We start from the raw sequence: 19,956 nt of genomic DNA, 5'->3' as shown, positions 1-19,956 counted from the left end.
AGCAAGCCACCTAGAAAGAGGACCCCATGGATTTCCAGATGACCCCCCGCCAGATCGAAATCAAGCAGCGCGCCATGGCCTGGACACATGAGATGTACCAGTACGAGCTCGACTGTGAAATGGATAACGGACTCACGGATGACCAGCACGCCAAGGTCAGGCAGCTGGTCATCAACCACGGTCTCGCCGCCATCAACATGCCGTCGGAGTGGGGCGGCGCAGGTCTCAGCGTGCTGGAACACGCGATCGTCTCCGAAGAGGTGGGCAAGCTGACCGGCGCCCTGTGGGACACACTGTGGCGCCCGGCCAATGCCCTAAAGGCCTGCACCCCTGCGCAGCGCGAGGAATACCTGATCCCGGAAATCCGCGGTGAACGCCGCGACGCCGTCGCCATCACCGAGCCGGAGGCCGGATCGGACCCCCAGAACATCCAGACCACCGCGGACAAGGACGGCGATTACTACATCATCAACGGTGAGAAGCTCTTTGTCACCGTCGGGGATGCGGCGGACTTCATCCTGGTGCTCGCCAGCGTGGAGGGTGCCCCCACCATGTTCCTGGTGGACAAGGACCTCCCGGGTGTCTCCGTAACCCGGACCCCGCGCTACACGCACACCTTCGTCTACGAGCACCCCGAATTCCTTTTCGAGGACGTGCGGGTGGGGGCGGACAAGATCCTGGGTGAGATCGGCCAGGGCTACGAACTGACCCGTGACTGGTTCGTGGAGGAGCGGCTCATGATCGCGGCCCGCACCATCGGCGCCGCTGAAAGGGCCACCCTGCTCGCGGCCGAATTCGCCAAAAACCGCGTGCAGTTCGGCAAGCCCATCCTGGAATTCCAGCTCATCCAGAACATGCTCGCCAAGAACACCGTGGACATCATGACCAACCGTGTGCTGACGTACCAGGTGGCCTGGGAAGCGGACCAGGGCATGGACCGGAAGCTCCTCAACGCCAAGGCCGCTGTCATCAAGCTCGGTGCCTCAGAGGCCTCCAACCGCTGCGTGGACAACGCCCTGCAGATCTTCGGCGGCCGCGGGTACATGCGTGAAAACCCGGTGGAACGCCTGTGGCGCGAACTCCGCGTGGATCGCATCTGGGAAGGCACTTCGGAGATCCAGACGGTCATCATCGGTAACGAAATCAACAAGCGGGGCGCTGAGGGCCTGCTGGGCTACGCCGGCGCGGTGGCCAAGTGACGTCGGTGGCACACACTGCAGAACATCAATCCGCCGTGACCGGCCGCGCCTCCCAGGATCCCGGCGTCGAGCCTCTCGTCAAGCTGCAGCGCCATGGCAAGGTGGTGGTGCTGCAGCTCAACCGTCCCGGCAAACTCAATGCCCTTTCCACCGCCTTGGAGCAGGCGCTTCTGGACGCGCTGCGCTCGCCGGAGGTGGCGGGCGCTTCGGCGATTGTGCTCGCGGGTTCGGAGCGGGCCTTCTCGGCCGGCGCGGATACGTCCGAGCTGCCGGAGATGACACCCCAGCGGATCGCGGCCTACTACCGGGGGAGCGGTTCACTGTATGAGGTCGTGTCGCGGTTGCCGCAGCCCACCGTGGCGGCCGTGTCGGGGTACTGCCTGGGCGCCGGCTTCGAGCTCGCGCTGGCCTGCGATATCCGGATCGCGGACCAGACCGCCAGCTTCGGCCTGCCGGAGGTGGGACTCGGCATCCTGCCCAGCTCCGGCGGGCTGACGCGGCTGGTCCGTGCGGCCGGCCCCGCCATTGCCCGGGAGATCGTCCTGTTCGGAGAGCGCTTCACGGCGGCAGAGGCGCACCGCCTGGGCCTGGTCCGTGAAGTGGTACCGGCTGGTGATGCCCTGACCGTTGCCCTGGCGCGGGCGGAGTTCCTGGCCCAGCAGCCGGCGATGGCGGTGGCCTGGACGAAAGCGGCAATCGACGCCGCCGCGGAGTCCTCGGCCTCGGCTTCGCTGCTCATCGAACAGCTGGCCTACGCCGCCCTAAACCGTCCCGCGGGGGAGCCCGGATGAACGTCGGCGAATTCCAGCGGGTAGGCGTGCTCGGGTGCGGACTCATGGGTTCCGGCATCGCGGAGGTCTGCGCCCGGGCCGGTGCCGGCGTGGTGGTTGTTGAAGCCGACGACGCCGCCGTGGCCGCCGGGCGCAAGCGGCTCACCGCTTCGCTGGAAAAGGCTGTGACTGCCGGCCGGCTGGATTCCGCGGACAAGGACGACGCCCTGGCCAGGATCAGCTTCGGCACGGATATTGAGGCCTTCTCGGACAGGCAGCTGGTGATCGAGGCCGTGCCCGAGATCATGGATCTCAAACTCGATGCGTTCCGGCGCATCGATGCCGTGGTCCGGGCCCCTGAGGCGATCCTGGCCTCCAACACCTCGTCGATGCCGATCGGCCGCATTGCTGCCGCCACCCGGCGCCCGGAACACGTCCTGGGGGTGCATTTTTTCAATCCGGTACCGGTGCTGCCCCTCGTGGAGCTCGTCACCGGTCTGCAAACCAGCCGCGACACCCTGGCACGGGCCCGCGCATTCGCGAAGGGTCTCGGCAAGGAGGTCATCGTGGCCAAGGACCGTGCCGGGTTTGTGGTCAATGCTCTCCTTATCCCGTACGTGCTGTCCGCCATCCGGATGGTGGAAGCTGGTCATGCCTCGGCGGCCGACATCGACACCGGGATGGTGGCCGGCTGTGCGCATCCGATGGGCCCCTTGAAACTGGCGGATCTGGTGGGCCTGGATACCGCGCTTCATGTGGCCAACTCGCTGTACGAGGAATTCAAGGAACCGCACTACGCCCCGCCGCCGCTGCTCTTGCGGATGGTGGATGCAGGCAGGCTGGGCCGCAAGAGCGGACGCGGCTTCTACGACTACACATAACTTCTACGACTACATATAGGTGGACACAGCCATGGATGTATTGACTGACGCTGTTGAAGCGATCCAGGTCCGGAATTCCGGCTTCGATCCGATGGGTCCGGTGGTCTGCTCCGCCGTCGTGGGCTCCGGCCGCACGGTGAACTACATCGACGACGGCAGGGCCGGGGCGGTTCCGCTGCTGTTCCTCGGCGGCGCCGGAACGACCGTCCGGGCATTCCGGCTCCTGGAGTTCGCGCGCTCGTTCCGGCAGGAGCTGGGGATCCGAGTGGTGTCCGTGGAGCGCAACGGACTGGGGCAGACGGCGTTCGATCCCGCCGTCGGATGTGCCGAGTACGCCGAGGACGTCTGGTCCCTGCTGGATACGCTGGGCATCGGCCAGGTCTCCGTCATTGCGATTTCCGGCGGGGGTCCGTACGCAGCCACGATCATTGCGGCCCGCCCGGGGCGGGTGCGCTCCCTGCATCTGGCCTGCGCCTTCGGGGAGATGCCGGAGGGGGCGGACTCCCACCTGGAGGCAGGCACTGTGGAGGCAGGCACTGTGGCGGCGGATCCGGTGGCCTGGTGGCGGTTCCCGGCCGAAAGTTCCGTCCACTCGATTCCTGGCTTCAGGGACTCGGTGATCGAGGAGGCCACGCGGGGGCTTTTTGCGAAGGGACGGGACGTTTCCCCCGAAGGGCTGAGACAGGCCTTTGAGCTGTACGCCTCCCAGCCGCTTCCGGACCTGTCGTCGGTCCGGGCCCCGGTGTTTCTGTACTGGGGGAGTGCAGACGAGCTGGTCCCTCTGGCGCAGATGGAGCGCTGGAAGTCAGCGCTGGCAGGGCGCGAAACGGTGGAACGGGTCTATCCGGGCGAGGGCCACGATGTCCAGTATCGCCACTGGGATCAGATCCTGGCGGATGTGGCATTCCTGGGTGGCCGGATTGTGGCAAGCAGCGACGGCCGGACACAGTTGATTGTGCCGATGGAAGAGGACGGCTTCCTTGCGGCTGGCGGCATCCTGGGGCTCGCCGCCTGGCAAGACCCGGGAACGCTCGTGATCTAACGGTAGGCCACTTGCAGGCGCACCGCTGCTGCCGGGCCGCGTATGCCGGAGAGTTGCCCAGCGGTCCTTTGGCGGCTTTGGCCCGTAGTTTGCAGCTCAGGAAACCCGGCGGAACAAGGCGGCGAGGGCCTGGCCACCACCGATGCACATCGTGACGACACCCAGTTCCAGGTCTCGCCTCTTCAGATCCTTGGCGACGCGCAGGCTGAGCATGGCTCCTGTCGCCCCGACAGGATGCCCCAGCGCAATGGCACCGCCGTAGGGGTTGGTCTTCTCCGGATCGAGCTTCGCGTCGCGGATCACGGCCACTGCCTGCGCTGCAAAGGCCTCATTCACCTCGAACGTGTCGATATCCGCCGGGGTTGTCCCCGTCTGCGCGAAGAGTTTCTCGAGTGCGAGCACCGGCGCATAGCCCATCAGCTCCGGTTCCAGGGCCGCCGTCGTGACGGCTTCAAGGGTGACCAGCCCAACCAATCCTCTCTCCGCAGCAGCGCTCCCGCTCGCCAGCACCACTGCGGCTCCGCCGTCGTTGATGCCGGAGGCGTTTCCTGCGGTAACCGTTCCACCCTCTTCGAAGGCCGGGCGAAGCTTGGCGAGAACTTCCAATGTCGTGTCTGGTTTGGGATGCTCGTCTGCGACGACGGCCCGGCGGTTCCGGCCGCCGATCTGCACGGCCGTGATTTCTTCCGCGAATGCAGCCGTGGCGGCGTGGGTGGCGGCCCTGCGCTGGGATTCGAGCGCGAAGTCATCCTGGTCCTGCCGGGAGATGCCGTACTTTGCGGCCACGTTCTCGGCCGTGACGCCCATGTGCATGCCGTGGAACGGATCCGTGAGCATTGCGACCGTTCCGTCGACCAGGGTGCGGTCACCAAGACGGTAGCCGGATCTGGCGTTGAAATCGTAGAACGGCATCCGGCTCATTGACTCGTTGCCGCCGGCCAGCGTGAAATCCGCCCCGCTCCAGCGCATCTGCATGGCCGCCGACCAGATGGCCTGCAGTCCGCTGCCACACAATCGGTTGACTGTGTAGGCGGGTGTGGATCTGGCGAGACCGGCAGCCAGCGCCACCCGCCGGGCGTTGTAGGCGTCCGGGCCGACCTGCCCGATGCATCCCATGACAACTTCGCTTATGTCCGCCGCTTCAATCCCTGAGCGCTCAAGGGCTCCTTTGGCGGCAATCGCTCCCAGCTCAAAGCCCGGGATGTCCTTGAAGACGCCTCCGTAACTTCCGATCGGTGTGCGGGCACCATCGAGAATGACAATCTTTTCTGCATCGCTCATGAGTGCAAGCTCTTTCCTCTGTAGTGGCTCTGTTTTGGGCAGAGCAGCTTGGCCCGGCACGGCAATTTTGCTCAGCGGGTGACGGATCCGCTCAGTGATGCGATGGGGCGCAGGAACAGGGGCCTGGCCAGGAACCAGGCGGCGATCATGAGCACCAGGGAAGCCGCGAAGATCCAGAAGCCCACCCAGCTGCCGTCGTCGCCCGCGCCGTACATGTGATTAAGGTTCCTTAACGCGCCCGTGGCCAGCACCAGGGTCACGTGCACGGTGACGAACCCCACGAAGTACAGCATGACCGGCAGGTGGACCGCCCGGGCCACCTCGATCGGATAGAGCCTGCTGAGTCTCGTGGCTTGCTTCGGCCAGAGCGAGGACATCCGCAGACCTGTGGCCAGCGCCAACGGGGCCGCCACGAAAACGGTCACGAAGTACGCCAGCAGCTGCAGGCTGTTGTAATTGACCCAGCCGTCCTCAACCGGCCAGTCCGTCGACGCGTACTGGATCGCCGCCGAGAGCGCGTTCGGGAACACCTCCCAGCTTGTCGGCACGATCCGCATCCACTGGCCGCTCGCAAAGAGCAGCACCAGGAACACAACACCGTTCAGCAACCACAAGGCATCGAGGCTGAGATGGAGCCACAGCTCAAGGCTGATCTTCGCCGGCGCGTTCTTCGTCCGGAGCAGTCCTTTGTTGTTCCGCGTCCAATAAGTGTTCGGGCGGGCCGTGGTGCGCACCTGCCAGCCTGAACGGATGATCAACACGATGAACAGTCCGTTCAGGAAGTGCTGCCATTGAAGCCAGCCCGGCAACCCGACGGGGGCTGCCCCAGGCAATTCCGAGTGCCCGGGAAACTCGGCCACGAACGACTGGACACCGGGAAGGTCCCGGAGCCATTTGGCCACCAGGACGAGCAAAAACAGGATCACTAACGCAGCAAGGGCGGTCAGTGCAGGCCTGGACCCTTTGCTCCTGTTGCTCGTGGTCTTCGGAGTGGGTTTCGTCAATGCCATGACGCAACATTCTTCTCAGGGTTGGCGGAGCCGCCGCGTCGGGCTTCGATCGCTTCAATCAACTGCGGAACCACCGTGAAGACATCGCCGACGACGCCGAAGTCCGCGACGTCAAAAATCGGGGCGTCCGCGTCCTTGTTGATCGCGACGATCGTTTTCGCGGTCTGCATCCCGGCCCGGTGCTGGATCGCCCCCGAAATACCCAGGGCAACATAAAGCTCCGGTGAGACCGTAATACCTGTCTGGCCGACCTGCGAGCTCTGCGGAACGTAGCCGGCGTCCACGGCCGCACGGGAGGCACCCACGGCCGCCCCAAGGGCATCCGCAAGCTGCTCAACGAGCACGAACTTCTCCTTCGAACCCAAGCCACGACCCCCGGAGACAACCCTTGCAGCGTCCCGGAGTTCCGGCCGGCCCGAGCCCTCGGCGGCATGGTTGACTGACTCGATCACGGCAGAACGAGCCGGATCTGCGGAAACCGTCACGGTAGTCACGTCCGCGGACGACGCGGCAGCCCGCTCCTCGATGGCCCCATGCCGGACCGTCACAATGGCCAGGCCGCCCTCAATAGTGGATTCCACCGAATACGCGCCGCCAAAGACCGAATGCGTTGCCACAATGGCTCCGCCGTCCAAACGCACATCGACAGCATCGATGGCCAGGCCGGCCTGGGTTCGGGCTGCCAGCCGGGCCGCAACGTCGCGGCCCTCCGTCGAGTTGGCGATCACCACTGCCGCAGGTTCCAGGGCTGATACCGCCGCGGAGAGTGCCTCCAGCTGCGGAGCAACCAGGAGCGAGCCGAGCTGTTCGCTCTCGGCCATGAAGACGTGCTCAGCACCGAGCGAGCCGAGCTCCCCGGCAAGATTCCTCCCGCTGCCGGGTGCCACGGCCACAACAGCCACGGGGGTACCGAGCTTGGCCGCGGCGGCCAGCAGGCCGGGAACGGAATTCCCCAGCCCTCCCGTGCTCGACGTTTCAATCAGAGTCAGTATGTTCGCCATGTCCGGCTCCTCCCTCAGACCAGGTGGCCTGCGACAAGGAAGTCCGCAAGCTCGATGCCTGCGTTTCCTGTATCGACAGTCTTTTTTCCGGCGGTGCGCGCCGGACGCTCACTCACGGAGACGATGACAGAACGGCCCAGCAGCGGAAGCATCGTGGCGGGGTCCATCCCCAAATCGGCCAGGGAAAGCACCTGCAGCGGCTTCCGCTTGGCTGTCAAGATTCCCTTGAAATTCGGGAAACGGGCCTCAGCGGCGCGTTCCGTGACCGAGATGACGGCCGGCAACGACGCGCCGACACGTATTGACCCGCTCTCGGTGCCGCGCTCCCCACGGACCGTGTCCCCGGTGATCTCCACAGAATCAAGGAAACTCAGGTGCGGCAGGCCAAGGTGTTCGGCAACCATCGCCGGAACCACTCCGCCGCGGCCATCTGTGGACTCATTGCCTGCAACGACGAGGTCGAATCCCGCGGTTTTCACGGCGGCCGCAAGCACGACGGCGGTCCGTGCCACATCCGCTCCCGCGAGTGACTCATCGAGTACCTGAACGGCGGAGTCGGCGCCCATCGTCAGCGCCTTCCGCAGTGCCTTGGTCACGGCCTCGGGCCCCATCGAAACGGCAACGACTTCCGTCCCCTTGTGCGAGTCCTTGTATCTCAGCGCCACCTCCAGCGCGCGCTCATTGATTTCGTCGGCGACACTCTCGCCCGCACTGCGATCGAGTGCGCCGGAGGCTGGGTCGAGCTTGCGCTCTTCCTCGGTATCCGGCACCTGCTTTACCAGCACCAGGATCTTCATGGGACTGCTCCTTCTGTTGCTTTGACCTCGAATGGAAACGCGGCTCGCCGGCTAGAGGTTGCGGGAGATCACGAGCCGCATGATGTCCGAGGTGCCCTCTTCGATTTCCTCAAGCTTCGCGTCACGCATCCACTGCTCCACGGGATACTCGCGCGAGTATCCCCAGCCGCCCAGCGTCTGGACCGCACCCCAGGTGCAGAACATGGCCGTCTCCGAAGCCTGGAGCTTGGCCATGGCGGCGAGGCCGTTGACGTTCTCGCCGGCGTCGAGCTGCCGGGCGGCGTGCAGAGTCATCAGCCAGGAGGACTCGATGCGGGTCGCCATGTCGGCCAGGCGGAAGGCCACGGCCTGGTGCTCGATGATCGGCTTGCCGAACTGCGTGCGGGTGCGGGCGTAGTCGAGCGCGTACTCGTAGGCGGCGCGGGCCGCACCGCTTGCCGCCGCGGCAAGAACCACTCGCGAGATGTCGAACGTCTCCATCAGGCCGTAGAAGCCCTGGCCCTCACCGCCAAGGCGGTCCTCTTCCGGGACGAAGACGTTGTCGAAGAAGATCTCGCGGCAGACTATGGCGCGCTGGCCCATTTTCTTCATCGGCTCGCCGAAGGTCATGCCCTCGGCACCCTTTTTGATCAGGAAGGCCGAAACACCTTTCGAGCGCTGCGTCGGGTCAGTCTTGGCGAACACCACATACTGGTCGGCGAGACCGGCGTTGGAGATCCACGCTTTCTGGCCGCTGATCGAATAGCCGCCTGCGACCTTGTTGGCCCGGGTCACGATCGACGCCGAGTCCGACCCCGAGCCGGGTTCCGACGTCGCGAGAGACGTGAAGCAGGCATTGGGACCGGCCAGCGGAGAGAGCCACTTTTCTTTCTGCTCGGGTGTGCCGAGTGCGAGGACCGGATCCGCAAAAAATCCGTTCGAGCAGACGAAGTTGCCGATGCCAGGGTCCCCCCAGCACAACTGCTCCTGGACGAGGCATTGCGTGAAGGCATCGGTGAATCCGCCGCCGCCATACTCCTCGGGAAGCATGAAGTCGGTGATGCCGACCTTCGCAGCACTGTGGAAGATGTCAACGGGCGACACCACGTCCGCCTCGTCAACTTCACGGCCGCGGGGACGGATTTCCTCGCTGGCAAACTGCCTGCACAACTCAACGATGTCGCGTTGCTCATCGCTTAGCGGCCAGTACTCAGTGGCTTTTTTGGCCATGGTTTTCTCCTGTTTCTTTCTTGTGCGTTAGCAGTTGTCGGAACGAATGGTTTGGGGACGGTTCACCGCTGAACCGCCGTGATTTCGGTGTACTCCTCCAGGCCGGCGACGCCCAGTTCGCGGCCCATACCGGATGCCTTCCAGCCGCCAAAGGGCGCTTCCGGATTGAATGCCGCACCGTTGATGTCGACCTGTCCGGTGTCCAGCTGCCGCGCGATCCCGAGGGCGCGGGCCTCGGTGCCGGCCCAGACTGCTCCACCCAGACCGTAAGGGGTACCGTTGGCAATCTCGATGGCTTCCGTTTCGCCGTTGTAGGGGTGGACGACGAGGACCGGACCGAAGATTTCCGATTGGCTGGCCGGATCGGAGGGATCCAAATCGGCGAGGATGGTGGGCCTCACGAAGTGCCCCTTCTCGCTCGGGCGGGATGAACCGCCGGCCACTGCGCGTGCTCCGCGGGCGATGGCGGCGTCGATCACGCCGGCAACGTCGTTGCGCTGTTTGGCGCTGATGAGCGGTCCGACATCAGTCGCTTCGGACTGCGGATCACCGACGACGAGGCTGTTGGCATGATCGCCCGCAATGGCCAGCGCCTCCTCGTACCGATGGGCCGGGACGAGCAGCCTGGTCCAGGCACTGCAGGTCTGGCCGCTGTTGAGCATGGCCGAGTCGACGCTGGCTTCCACGGCGCTCTTGAGATCGGCGTCTTCGCAGACGATGCTTGAGGACTTTCCGCCGAGCTCCAGGCAGACGCGCTTGAGTTGGGCCGCGGCGTCGGCCCCGACCTGCCGGCCCACTGCGGTCGAACCGGTAAAGGACACCAGATCGACGTCGGGATGGGTCGCCAGTGCAGAACCGACCACGCTGCCGGCGCCAGGAACCAGGTTGAACACGCCCTCGGGAAGCCCGGCGGCAATGGTCGCTTCCGCGAAAAGGTACGACGACAACGGTGCGAGCGCGGCAGGCTTCAGGACCACCGTGCAGCCGGCCGCCAAAGCCGGCCCGACTTTGGCGGCGAGTTGGTACAGCGGGTAGTTCCATGGCGTAATGCACGCCACCACCCCCACCGGTTTGCGGAGCAGGAGTGAATTGCCGAGCTCCTGCTCGAAGTCATAGTTCCGTGCGTTCGCAGATGCCGACTCGATCAGCTCGATCGCGAGGTCAACATGCCAGGCGCGTGCGTTGACCACCGAAACGCCCACCTCGGCAACCGTGACGTCGACGAGCTCGTCGCGCATGCTGCGCAGGGCCCGGGCCAAGGCCGCGAGGGCGTCCGCGCGTGCGGCGGCCGGCGTCAATGCCCAGCCTCGGCCCGCCTTGCGGGCGGCGGTGACCGCCGCATCGACCATGGATCCGTCGCACAAGGCGCTCGTGCCGATGACCGTTTCAGTGGCAGGATTCTCGACGTCGTCCGTCGCCGTCGCCTGGACCCAGGCGCCACCGATCAGGGCGTCGTCGCGGTAGGTATCCGTCTGCGGCGCGTTCACAGCATGGCCTCCGACGCGCGGCTCTGCTCACGCAGATGCAGGACTGTGGGGCGGTCGCCGTCCAAAGCGGCCTTGATGGCCCGGGGCAGATCGGCGGCCGACTCCAGGTGGGCCGCCTCGCAGCCGAGCGAACGGGCCAACGCCACGAAGTCCGGCCGCCCCAGGGCGACGGCATGGACTGGTTCGTTGCGGTCGGCCATTTCGTTGCGGATCTCACCGTAACCGCCGTTGTCCACGACGACGATGGGCAGCGCAAGGCGCAGTTCTGCGGCCATCGCGAGCTCCGCCACCGTGAACATGATGCCGCCGTCCCCCTGCAGCACCAATACCGGCACGTCCGGGTTGGCAACCTTGGCACCGATGCCGGCCGGAAGCCCGTAGCCGAGGGTGCCTGCGCCGCTCGGGTAAAGGAATGCGTTCGGGCGGTACAACGGCAGGTTGGACAGCGCACCGTAGTAGCACGCCATCGAACTGTCGGCAGCAACGATCGCGTCCCAGGGCAAGGCTTCGGCAATGCCCGCCACGATCTCCAGCCACGGCCCGCCCTCGGCCTGGGCGTCAGCCTGGAACCGTTCCCGCCAGCTGGCTGCGCGGCCGCTGCCGTCGTTCTTGGTGCCGTCCAGACCCGCGAGCAGCGCCTCCAGCACGGCCGCGCTGTCACCGACGAGTCCCAGGGCCGGCACGGCGTTCGTGTTGACCGACGTGGCGTCGACGTCGATGCGGATCAGTTTGCCCGTGAACTCGGGCACACCGTTCCACCAGTCCGAAGGCGCCAGTTCGGTGCCGATCGCGAGCACGCAATCGCTGTCGTCGATGGCGTCGAGAACCGCCCGGTGCTGAAGACCCGCGCCGATCGACAGTGCGTGGTCTTCCGGAAGGGTGCCTTTGCCATTGGCCGTGGCGAGCACGGGCGCACCGAGTGCTTCGGCAATGGCCTTGACCTGGGCGGACGCCCTGGAAGCCCCGCCGCCAATAATCAGGAGCGGTCTTTCGGCGGCGGACAGGGCTGCGCCAGCGGCAGCTACAGCGTCAGCGGGAGGGTTGAGGACTCCTGCCGAAACAGGCTTGACGAGGACAACCTCAGCGGATTCATCGAGAAGATCAAGGGGGATTTCAAGGTGCACGGGGCGCGGGCGGCCTGTCGACATCGCGGCGAACGCCTGGGCAACAGCCAGGGGGATTTCCTCAACGCTGGTGACGCGGTGGCTGTAGGCAACGAGGGAAGCCATCGCAGCGCTCTGGTCCTTGACCTCGTGCAGCATTCCATTGCCGCGTCCCGGGTGGCGCAGCGGCAGCCCCGGGGAGATGAACAGCACCGGCACGGAGTCCGAATAGGCCTGCGCGGCCGCGGCGGCCGCATTGAGAATTGCCGGTCCCGTGGTTGTCAGGACAATCCCCGGGCGTCCGGTGGTGCGCGCAAAGCCGTCGGCGGCATAGGCGGCGCCCTGTTCGTGACGCGGCGAGATGTGCGTTATGCCGTATTTGGCGAGGGCCGCGTACGCGGAAAGGTTGTGGGTACCGGGGATGCCGAAGATAGTATCCACGCCATGTTCGGCCAGACCTGCAACGAGTGCTTCCCCTCCGGTCATGATGCTCATGAATTGCCCTTTTCATCCGTGTAGACGGACTTGCCCAGCCACTGGCCGCCGTCGACGACGAGAACCTCGCCGGTAATGTAGTCGGCACGGTCGCTCATCAGGAAGGAAGCCGATTCGGCAATCTCTTCCGGACTCGCGAACCGTCCCGCGGGCACGCCGCCCTGGACGCGGGCGCGTGCGGCATCGGTGCCCCACAGGGCCTTGCCTGCCCCCTCGGTCTCTGTGGGTCCTGGTGCAATGCAGTTGACGCGCACGCCCCGGGCAGCCCATTCGACGGCAAGCGTGCGGGTCATCGCTACGATGCCCCCCTTGGCGGCAGCGCTGTGGACAGTGCCGGGATGGCCGTGCCAGGCGTAGGTGGCGATGACGTTGAGGATCGAGCCCGAACCGGCTGCGAGCATGTGCTGGGCAGCGGCGTGGGTCGCATAGAAGGAGCCATTCAGGACGATGTCGATGACGGCCTTCCACCCGTTAGGGCTGAGGCTCTCACCCGGCGCCACGAAGTTGCCTGCGGCGTTGTTGACCAAGCCGTCGATGCGCCCTTCGCGGGCCACGACGCCGTCGATCGCCTCGGCAACGGCTGCGGCGTCGCGGACATCGCACTGCACATAGTCGGCCGATCCGCCGGCTGCGGCGATCAGTTCAACGGTTTCCTTGAGCGGCTCTTCGCGCCGGCCGAGGACAATTACTTTGCCGCCGGCAGCACCGTACCTTTGGGCGATGGCCCGGCCGATGCCGGAGCCGCCGCCGGTCACGACGGTCACGCGCCCTGCGAACTCATTGCGGATGTCAGGAACGCTCACGGGGTTCTCCTTCATGCTGTGACCGCGGTGGCTGGGACGAGCAGGGCGTCGACGGCCAATGCACCCTGGGGTGCAACACGGATGGGGTTAACTTCGAATTCGCTCAGTTCGGGGCTGGCGGCGATGGCTTCCGAGCCGGAGACGACGATGGCCGCGAGGGCTTCGATGTCAGCGGCTGCGTTGCCGCGCCAACCGTCCAGCAGGGGGAAGCATCTGAGCCGCCGGATCATGCCGAGCGCGGTGGCGTGGTCCACCGGGGCGAGTTCCACGACGACGTCACGGTGAAGCTCGGCCTCCGTGCCGCCCGCGCCGACTGCGATTAACGGCCCGAAATCCGGGTCCTGCCGCCCGCCGACGAGCATCTCAACCGCGCTGGACCGCGTGTCTTGCTCCTCCACAACATACTCCCCGTCACCGAGGCGCCCCCGCATATCCTCGTAGGCGGCCACTAGTTGCTCGAGCGAATCGAGGCCAAGCTTGACGCCGCCGTGCTCGCTCTTGTGCTCGAGCCAACCCGCCTTGAGGACGAGCGGAAAGCCCAGCCGCTGGCCGGCCTGTTCCAACTCCTCCCGGGAGGAGATCCGCCTTCCGGCAGGGACGGCGATGCCAAGCTCGGCGAGGAAGCCCCGTGCGGCCCAATACCCTGGCTCCGGAAGGCTCCGGGCGGCGTCGGGCCCTTTAGTTTCACGGCCCGGCCAGGCTGCCAGATCCGCCGCCTGGGCCACCGCTTTCATGGCGAACTCGATGCCGGCAAACACGGGGATTCCGTGGTCCCACATCCTGCCCACGGCTGTTGAGTCCGGACTCATGCTGTGCACAATAAGCGGCAACTGCGAGCTCCGGGCGGCTTCCCCCATGCGGTCGATGACGGCAAGTTCAGCATCCTCGATCCCCGCCGTATCTTCACCGTAGCAACCCAGATAGCCGGAGAGTACGACGGCGTCGACCTCGCCGGACTTGAGGAGCCGCTGGCTCAGTTCCGCGTAGACGTTCAGATCCGCCTCCCCGGCACCGGCGAGGTCGACCGGGTTGGAGACGCCGGCTCCGACCGGCAGGATCCGGGCCAGGCTTGACTGCAGAGCATCTGAGAACACCGGGGTGGCCAGACCGCAGGCCGCGGCGACGTCGGCGGCGATGCCGCCCTGTCCTCCGCTGTCACTGACGACGGCGACGCGCCGGCCCCGCGGCTTGGGGGCAACACCCAGGTAGCGCGCCACGTCGACAAGTTCATTCGGCGTGGACACCCGGATGGCGCCGGCAGCACGGCAGGCCGCGTCGACGGTGGCCAGCGCCGAGGTCAACGAACCGGTGTGCGAGCGGGCGAGCCGCTGGCTGCCCTCGCTCGCGCCGGTGGTCAGGATGATCGTCTGTTTCCCGGCTTCGCGCAAGCTGCGCAGGGTCTTCACCAGGCGCCGGCCATCAGCGAAGCTCTCAAGGTAGAGGGCGATCATCTGTGTCGCATCGTGGTCCAGGAGGTCTTCGAGCAATTCGGGGGCGCCGACGTCGAGCTGGTTGCCCAGGGAGATGAAGCGGGACACGCCAAGTCCGGCGCGGGCACCGAGCTTGGCTATCTCGGAGCCGAGTTGGCCGCTTTGCGAAACGATTGCCAGGGAGCCGGCCTTGAAGTGGCCCCAGGTGAGCTGCAATTCAGCGGGGGCATCATAGAGCCCCAGGCTGTTGGGGCCGATGATGCGTGCTCCAGCGGCCCTGATCATGCCGCCGATGCGCTCTTCGTCCGGCACGCCGGCGGTGATGCCGAGGAACGCCTTGACGCCCTTGGCAAGCGACTCCACCACCACACCTTCAACGAATCGCGGAGGGACGGAGAGGACCAGCAGTTCCGGCGCTTCGGGCAGTTCCGAAACGCTCGGGTAGGCGCGTTCCCCGTGCACTGTCTTTGCCGTGCTGTTGATGAGATAAACGGGACGGCGGTGCCTTCCACCCAAGGCTCCTTGAGCCAGCCAGTAGCCCCATTTCGACGGGTCATCGGAAGCGCCCACCACGGCAACGGATACCGGGTTGCGGAACGGATCAAGTGAGGACGGGGCCAGGACTTCGCTGTGGAACTCGCTAACGAGCTGCTCGTGCTGTGTCATGACCGCCCAAAGCGGGTCTCGATCGCCTGCAGCTGGTCAGCGGTGAACGCCAGGGCAGCCTCGCGGAGGGTGATGCCGCGGTGCCCTGCCCGGGCGAACATATCGGTGACTATCCGCCTCATCTCGGAGCGGATTTTGGCCTCGGACTGCTCGGCGTCGTCGCCAATGTCACCGAACAGCGTCCACCACCACCATGCGTTGGTTGCCGAGTTGGACACGAAGTCCGGTACCACCTGCGTGCCGCGGGCGGCCAGGAGAACCTCGGCCGCCGGCAGCACCGGCATGTTCGCCGCCTCGACGATGAGCGATGCCGTGATCTGGCTTTGGTTTTCCGGGGTGATGCAATAGGAGATCGCGGCCGGCACCAGGACATCCGTTTCCACGGCAAGCCACCGGCTGCTCGGCAATTCCGCGTCTTCGGACCGCAGGGCGGACCTGTCGATTTCGCCGAAGGAGTTCCGTGACTTCAGCAGGGTTTCTACGTCCAGGCCCGCGGGATTGACAATGACTCCGTTGGCATCGGCAATACCGACGACGAGCATTCCTGCCCGGGCCAGGTACCGGGCAGTCGCCCCGCCCATCGAGCCAAAGCCCTGGATGACCACCCGGGTTCCGGCGATTGGCCGGCCCAGTTCGTCAAGGGCCGTCAGTACCGACTCCGCAACACCGAGTCCGCCGGCCAGCTCGCCGAGTCCGATGCCGTCCACGTCGATGCGGAAGGCCTTGTCCAGGCGCTCGATCGCGCTTGCCCGGTCTTCAAGCAGCGGGTAGACGGCCTGAATCGAACTCTGCAAACCGAGCTCGGCGATGACGTTGTCAATGAGCTTCTGTTGAAGCCCCAGGTCCTCGCCCATTGCCCAATGTGTCTCGAGCAGGGCGCTGATCCCGTGGATGTAACGCGCCAGGACACCGCGCATGTCCGGATCGTGGGGATCGCAGTCGATTCCGCCCTTGGCCCCGCCGAGCGGCACGTAGCGATTCTCTGGCCGGTAGTAGAGGCTCTCCTTCAACGTCATGCCCGCGGCCAGGCCGCGGACCTCTTCGAGGGTGCAGCCTTTCCGCATACGGAGACCGCCGCTGCAGACTCCTCTGACAAGACGGTCAATGACGAGAAACCCTCGGCATCCACTCACAGGATCGGTCCACGTCACCTCAAGGAGGGGCGGCTGCGTGGTCAGCGTGTGCTTCTCTTCGACTGCGATCGACATAGCTCGGCTCCTGATTCGCATGCAACTTCTTACTGAATGATGAGTCAGTCTGTATTGCATCTTGAGAGCTTGTCAAGAGGGGTCTCATCCGGGCTGCGGCACGAGGTCCGATTCCTCGACGCCAAGCTCACAGGCCACCTGACGAACAAGCCAGCCACGCAGGACCCCGCGCTTGAACTCGACCTTGTGAACCAACATCCGCACGGCGAGGCCGTCGAGGAGGGAGGTAATCCTGGTGGCGGCATCATGCGCATCGTCGGTGTGGAAGACGCCCTCAGCCACGCCTTCATCGATCACCCTGGCAATGACGCCGGTCCATTGGTCCTGGAGATCGGAGAAAACCTTGGAAAGCGTCATATCGCGCATGGCGGCGGACCAGCCGTCCACCCAGACCTGCCAGCCCCTGGCCTGCCCTGTTGGCGCATACCAGTCGAGGGCAGCCATCAGCCGGGCGGCGGGCGAAGTGGTTTCCCGCATGATTCGATGCAGCTTCAGCAAGTCACGTTCAGCGGCGTGCTTCAGCGCTTCGACAAGCAGGTTCTCCTTGGTTTCAAAGTGGTAGATGATCAACGCCGGGCTAACATCCATCGCACTCGCAACGTCCGTAATCCGCATCGCAGTCATGCCTTTTTCGCGGATCTTCTTCAGGGTCGCCTCGAGTACTTCCACCCGGCGCGCCTGGGCGCTCATTCTCTTCATGACTCGCACTCTATCGGCGCCCTCCGTCCGCAGAAACATTTGAGGAACGGTTGACATGCCGTGTGAGGCGCGGCACAGTCTAGCTATTACCTGTACAGCGAGTCAGTACCGGGTTTCCCTGTCAGCAACAGAACGGAAGCGAAACGATGGCTAGATACCGGCTTGGAACCATTGCGGCAGCTGCTGCCGCGGCGAGCCTGACCCTGTCCGCCTGCGGCGGTGCCGCCGCGCCGAAGGCCGGCGACTTCGGCTCCTGCACGGTTTATGGCGAGAAGGGCTCGATTTCGATCAATCCGGTCACGCCGGACACGCTCACGGTCCAGACAAACCTCCCGTCGCCCGGCTGGTGGAAGGGCACATCTCCCGAAACCATCGATGGCGGCTATGAATATTGCCTCGCCGCGAACATCGCCCACCGCGCGGGCCTGTCCAGCGTCAAGGTCATGAATGCGTCCTTCGATGCACTCGTCGCAGGCCAGACCAAGGACTACGACATCGCGATGGCCCAGGTGTCCATCACGCCGGCCCGGGAAAAGGTGGTCCAGTTCTCCCAGCCGTACTTTGACTCCAACGTCGCTGTCCTGGTCAAGAAGGGCTCGGACCTTACGGCGGCCAACATCTCCTCAATGAAGCTCGGTGTTGCGCTGGGCACCACGTCGGTGGACTTCGTGAAGGATAAGACCCAGCCTTCCACGCCGGCCAGAGTCTTCCAGGACACCGACACCATGGTGACCGCCGTGGCTTCCGGACAGATTGACGCAGCCGTCCAGGACACGGCGATCCTGCTCGGTTTCGCCAAGGGTTCCTCCGGTGCCCTGGAAGTTGTAGGGCAGTACAAGACGGGCGAGCAATACGGCGCCATCTATCCGAAGGGTTCTGCCAACGCCGCACCGATGGACAAAGCAATCGCCGCAATGAGCGCTGACGGGACACTCGAAAAGCTGTCGGCCAGCTGGCTTGGCCCGACGCTTGGCGGGGATCCGGCCAAGGTTCCGGTGTTCGCGGCTCCATGAATGACCTGATGACTACCCGGGAAGGTGTCCTGGAAACCGTCCAGCCACGCCGCTCCACTCCATCGGCTGTCCTGCCGCTGGCCGCCACCGCGATCATCGTCGTGATTGTCGCCGCAGGAAGTGCCTACTTTGCACTCAGCGGCGTCCAGGCACTGTACGGTTCCTACGGCCTGGCCACCGCCCTGGTGGTCACGCTCGGTTCCGTGGCGGCCTGGGCGCCGGTCATCCCGGCCATCCGGGCCTTGGCCCGGGCCAGGCGGCGGAGCTCGTTGATGCGCCAGGACAGGATCGTCGAGGCGCGCCATACTGCCGCCCTCGGGCGGGAATCGGCCTTGACCAGCATGGGCTATTCGGCGGCGGTGTTCCTGCTGGCATGCCTTGTGGGCTTTGCCGTGACAAACGACGGCGCCATTGCCCGTACCTTCCTTCGCGGTTCGTTCATCGCCGAAACCTGGGGGGACATTGCAAAGGCTTTCTGGGTGAATGTCCAGGTGTCTATCGGGGCCGAAATCCTGGTCCTGGTCCTCGGCCTGGCCATCGCCATCATGCGGATGCTTCCGGGCCGGGCCGGTCGGCCCCTGCGCGCCATCGCAATCCTCTATACCGACACTTTCCGGGCCATCCCGGGAATCATCGTGCTCTACCTGGTGGGCTTCGGCTTGTCGCTGGCAAAGGTGCCGGTGTTCAAGGACCTGCCGCCCATCTGGCTGGCCATTTTCGCCTTGACCCTCACCTATGGGGCCTATGTTGCCGAGGTCTACCGCGCCGGACTCGAGTCGATCCACCCCAGCCAGTGGGCGGCGGCACGCTCCCTCGGTCTCTCCTACACGATGACGTTGCGCAAGGTCATCGTGCCGCAGGCCGTGCGGCGGGTGATCCCGCCGCTGCTGAACGACTTCATCGGCCTGCAAAAGGACACGGCCCTCATCGGCGTCATGGGCGTCATCGACGCGTTCACCCAATCGCGCTTGGCGGCATCGTCGGTATTCAACCTGTCGCCGGTTGCCGTGGTCGCCATCATCTTCGTACTGGTCACCATCCCGCAGTCCCGCTTTGTGGACCGGATGGTCGAAAAGGATCAGGCTCGGCGTCGAGCCGGGTCAGATTAGGAACCGCCATGACATTTCTGCAGATCCGCGACCTCCACAAATCCTACGGCCAGACGCCCATCCTCCAGGGCGTCTCGCTCGAGGTAGCCAAGCACGAGGTCGTCTGCCTCATCGGGGCTTCCGGCTCCGGTAAGTCGACCCTGCTGCGTTGCATCAACGCGCTGGAGAACATCAGTTCCGGCGAGATCCTGGTTGGCGGCGACCAGGTGACTGGCCTCGGCGTCGATCTCAACGCGCTGCGCCGGAAGGTCGGGATTGTTTTCCAGTCCTACAACCTCTTTCCACACATGTCGGTGCTGAACAACATCACCCTGGCTCCCACCATGATCGGCGGCATCCCCAGGGCGGTCGCCGCGGAGCGAGCAATGGAGCTGCTGGACAAGATCGGCCTCAAAGACAAGGCCGGGTCCTACCCGGACTCTCTGTCCGGGGGGCAGCAACAGCGCGTCGCCATCGTCAGGGCCATGGCCATGGATCCGGAGGTGCTGCTGCTCGACGAAATCACGGCCGCGCTCGATCCCGAGCTCGTTGGCGGCGTACTCGAAATTATTCGGGAACTTGCGGTCGGCGGCCTGACCATGCTCCTTGCCACGCACGAGATGGGATTCGCACGGGAGGTTGCTTCACAGGTCTGCTTCCTTCACCGAGGCAAAATCCTCGAACGTGGAACCCCCGAAGAGATTTTCGAGAACCCGCGGGAAGAGCGGACCCGGCAGTTCCTCAGCCGCGTGCTCACAGCCGGCAGGATCTAAG

General features: G+C 65.2%; 18 protein-coding genes. 7 read left to right on the top strand and 11 right to left on the bottom strand.

Annotation, left to right across the window (positions count from 1 at the left end; all coding sequences use genetic code 11):
• The first annotated feature begins 26 nt into the window (after window positions 1-26).
• Genes ABIB26_RS05685 through ABIB26_RS05670 form a run of 4 tightly spaced genes read left to right on the top strand, consistent with a single transcriptional unit; the run spans window position 27 to window position 3,892 of the window.
• Window positions 27-1,199, top strand: coding sequence for an acyl-CoA dehydrogenase family protein (locus ABIB26_RS05685; RefSeq protein ID WP_354240377.1), 1,173 nt, complete (start codon window positions 27-29; stop codon window positions 1,197-1,199).
• A gap of 5 nt (window positions 1,200-1,204) precedes the next feature.
• Window positions 1,205-1,990 carry an enoyl-CoA hydratase/isomerase family protein gene (locus ABIB26_RS05680; protein ID WP_354240375.1) on the top strand — a complete coding sequence of 262 codons (786 nt, stop codon included), beginning with the start codon at window positions 1,205-1,207 and terminating at the stop codon, window positions 1,988-1,990.
• Window positions 1,987-2,850 (top strand): 3-hydroxybutyryl-CoA dehydrogenase, encoded by an 864-nt coding sequence (locus tag ABIB26_RS05675; protein WP_354240373.1) that lies wholly within the window; start codon window positions 1,987-1,989, stop codon window positions 2,848-2,850. The genes ABIB26_RS05680 and ABIB26_RS05675 overlap by 4 nt, the downstream gene beginning before the upstream one ends.
• Before the next feature lie 31 nt (window positions 2,851-2,881).
• Window positions 2,882-3,892 (top strand): alpha/beta fold hydrolase, encoded by a 1,011-nt coding sequence (locus ABIB26_RS05670; protein WP_354240372.1) that lies wholly within the window; start codon window positions 2,882-2,884, stop codon window positions 3,890-3,892.
• Window positions 3,893-3,988: 96 nt separating this feature from the next.
• Here the strand turns inward: ABIB26_RS05670 and ABIB26_RS05665 are convergent, their stop codons facing one another.
• From ABIB26_RS05665 to ABIB26_RS05615, 11 genes are all read right to left on the bottom strand, one after another.
• The gene (locus tag ABIB26_RS05665) at window positions 3,989-5,173 is read right to left on the bottom strand and encodes a thiolase family protein (protein WP_354240370.1); all 1,185 of its coding nucleotides are present in this window, start codon (window positions 5,171-5,173) and stop codon (window positions 3,989-3,991) included.
• 71 nt (window positions 5,174-5,244) lie between these two features.
• A complete protein-coding gene (locus ABIB26_RS05660) occupies window positions 5,245-6,183 on the bottom strand; it encodes a cytochrome b/b6 domain-containing protein (RefSeq protein WP_354240368.1) in 939 nt (312 codons plus the stop codon).
• Window positions 6,174-7,184: an electron transfer flavoprotein subunit alpha/FixB family protein gene (locus ABIB26_RS05655; RefSeq protein WP_354240366.1), complete on the bottom strand. Its 1,011-nt coding sequence runs from the start codon at window positions 7,182-7,184 to the stop codon at window positions 6,174-6,176. Before ABIB26_RS05655 ends, ABIB26_RS05660 begins: the two co-directional genes overlap by 10 nt.
• Window positions 7,185-7,198: 14 nt before the next feature.
• Complete coding sequence (locus ABIB26_RS05650) at window positions 7,199-7,981, bottom strand: electron transfer flavoprotein subunit beta/FixA family protein (protein WP_354240364.1); 783 nt, start codon at window positions 7,979-7,981, stop codon at window positions 7,199-7,201.
• A 51-nt stretch (window positions 7,982-8,032) separates the two neighbouring features.
• On the bottom strand, window positions 8,033-9,190 hold the full coding sequence (locus tag ABIB26_RS05645; RefSeq protein WP_354240362.1) for an acyl-CoA dehydrogenase family protein: 1,158 nt from the start codon (window positions 9,188-9,190) through the stop codon (window positions 8,033-8,035).
• Window positions 9,191-9,252: 62 nt separating this feature from the next.
• A complete protein-coding gene (locus ABIB26_RS05640) occupies window positions 9,253-10,677 on the bottom strand; it encodes an aldehyde dehydrogenase family protein (RefSeq protein WP_354240360.1) in 1,425 nt (474 codons plus the stop codon).
• Window positions 10,674-12,275 carry a thiamine pyrophosphate-binding protein gene (locus tag ABIB26_RS05635; RefSeq protein WP_354240358.1) on the bottom strand — a complete coding sequence of 534 codons (1,602 nt, stop codon included), beginning with the start codon at window positions 12,273-12,275 and terminating at the stop codon, window positions 10,674-10,676. Before ABIB26_RS05635 ends, ABIB26_RS05640 begins: the two co-directional genes overlap by 4 nt.
• Window positions 12,272-13,078: an SDR family oxidoreductase gene (locus ABIB26_RS05630; protein ID WP_354240356.1), complete on the bottom strand. Its 807-nt coding sequence runs from the start codon at window positions 13,076-13,078 to the stop codon at window positions 12,272-12,274. Before ABIB26_RS05630 ends, ABIB26_RS05635 begins: the two co-directional genes overlap by 4 nt.
• 11 nt (window positions 13,079-13,089) lie before the next feature.
• Window positions 13,090-15,174, bottom strand: a complete 2,085-nt coding sequence (locus ABIB26_RS05625) for an acetate--CoA ligase family protein (protein ID WP_354240354.1) — start codon at window positions 15,172-15,174, stop codon at window positions 13,090-13,092.
• Complete coding sequence (locus ABIB26_RS05620) at window positions 15,171-16,382, bottom strand: Glu/Leu/Phe/Val dehydrogenase dimerization domain-containing protein (RefSeq protein WP_354240352.1); 1,212 nt, start codon at window positions 16,380-16,382, stop codon at window positions 15,171-15,173. Before ABIB26_RS05620 ends, ABIB26_RS05625 begins: the two co-directional genes overlap by 4 nt.
• Before the next feature lie 84 nt (window positions 16,383-16,466).
• On the bottom strand, window positions 16,467-17,081 hold the full coding sequence (locus ABIB26_RS05615; RefSeq protein WP_354240351.1) for a TetR/AcrR family transcriptional regulator: 615 nt from the start codon (window positions 17,079-17,081) through the stop codon (window positions 16,467-16,469).
• A gap of 146 nt (window positions 17,082-17,227) precedes the next feature.
• On the opposite strand from ABIB26_RS05615, the gene ABIB26_RS05610 reads away from it, so the two are divergent.
• The 3 genes from ABIB26_RS05610 to ABIB26_RS05600 are packed head-to-tail and all read left to right on the top strand — an operon-like array spanning window position 17,228 to window position 19,955.
• Window positions 17,228-18,094, top strand: coding sequence for an ABC transporter substrate-binding protein (locus ABIB26_RS05610; RefSeq protein ID WP_354240349.1), 867 nt, complete (start codon window positions 17,228-17,230; stop codon window positions 18,092-18,094).
• A gap of 8 nt (window positions 18,095-18,102) precedes the next feature.
• Entirely contained in the window at window positions 18,103-19,203 is a 1,101-nt protein-coding gene (locus ABIB26_RS05605) for an amino acid ABC transporter permease (RefSeq protein ID WP_354240347.1), read from the top strand.
• 8 nt (window positions 19,204-19,211) lie between these two features.
• On the top strand, window positions 19,212-19,955 hold the full coding sequence (locus tag ABIB26_RS05600; protein ID WP_354240345.1) for an amino acid ABC transporter ATP-binding protein: 744 nt from the start codon (window positions 19,212-19,214) through the stop codon (window positions 19,953-19,955).
• Window position 19,956 lies beyond the last annotated feature (1 nt).

It is taken from the genome of Arthrobacter sp. UYEF20 (assembly GCF_040546335.1).
Taxonomy (GTDB): domain Bacteria; phylum Actinomycetota; class Actinomycetes; order Actinomycetales; family Micrococcaceae; genus Arthrobacter.
The sequence above is the reverse complement of the archived record's forward strand: the minus strand, read 5'-3'. Positions and strand labels throughout refer to the sequence as shown.

Coding starts and splice junctions, on each gene's coding strand:
- ABIB26_RS05610 (WP_354240349.1), top strand. CDS start 17,228: ATGGCTAGATACCGGCTTGGAACCATTGCGGCAGCTGCTGCCGCGGCG.
- ABIB26_RS05605 (WP_354240347.1), top strand. CDS start 18,103: ATGACTACCCGGGAAGGTGTCCTGGAAACCGTCCAGCCACGCCGCTCC.
- ABIB26_RS05615 (WP_354240351.1), bottom strand. CDS start 17,081: ATGAAGAGAATGAGCGCCCAGGCGCGCCGGGTGGAAGTACTCGAGGCG.
- ABIB26_RS05660 (WP_354240368.1), bottom strand. CDS start 6,183: ATGGCATTGACGAAACCCACTCCGAAGACCACGAGCAACAGGAGCAAA.
- ABIB26_RS05635 (WP_354240358.1), bottom strand. CDS start 12,275: ATGAGCATCATGACCGGAGGGGAAGCACTCGTTGCAGGTCTGGCCGAA.
- ABIB26_RS05675 (WP_354240373.1), top strand. CDS start 1,987: ATGAACGTCGGCGAATTCCAGCGGGTAGGCGTGCTCGGGTGCGGACTC.
- ABIB26_RS05670 (WP_354240372.1), top strand. CDS start 2,882: ATGGATGTATTGACTGACGCTGTTGAAGCGATCCAGGTCCGGAATTCC.
- ABIB26_RS05600 (WP_354240345.1), top strand. CDS start 19,212: ATGACATTTCTGCAGATCCGCGACCTCCACAAATCCTACGGCCAGACG.
- ABIB26_RS05655 (WP_354240366.1), bottom strand. CDS start 7,184: ATGGCGAACATACTGACTCTGATTGAAACGTCGAGCACGGGAGGGCTG.
- ABIB26_RS05625 (WP_354240354.1), bottom strand. CDS start 15,174: ATGACACAGCACGAGCAGCTCGTTAGCGAGTTCCACAGCGAAGTCCTG.
- ABIB26_RS05665 (WP_354240370.1), bottom strand. CDS start 5,173: ATGAGCGATGCAGAAAAGATTGTCATTCTCGATGGTGCCCGCACACCG.
- ABIB26_RS05620 (WP_354240352.1), bottom strand. CDS start 16,382: ATGTCGATCGCAGTCGAAGAGAAGCACACGCTGACCACGCAGCCGCCC.
- ABIB26_RS05685 (WP_354240377.1), top strand. CDS start 27: ATGGATTTCCAGATGACCCCCCGCCAGATCGAAATCAAGCAGCGCGCC.
- ABIB26_RS05650 (WP_354240364.1), bottom strand. CDS start 7,981: ATGAAGATCCTGGTGCTGGTAAAGCAGGTGCCGGATACCGAGGAAGAG.
- ABIB26_RS05645 (WP_354240362.1), bottom strand. CDS start 9,190: ATGGCCAAAAAAGCCACTGAGTACTGGCCGCTAAGCGATGAGCAACGC.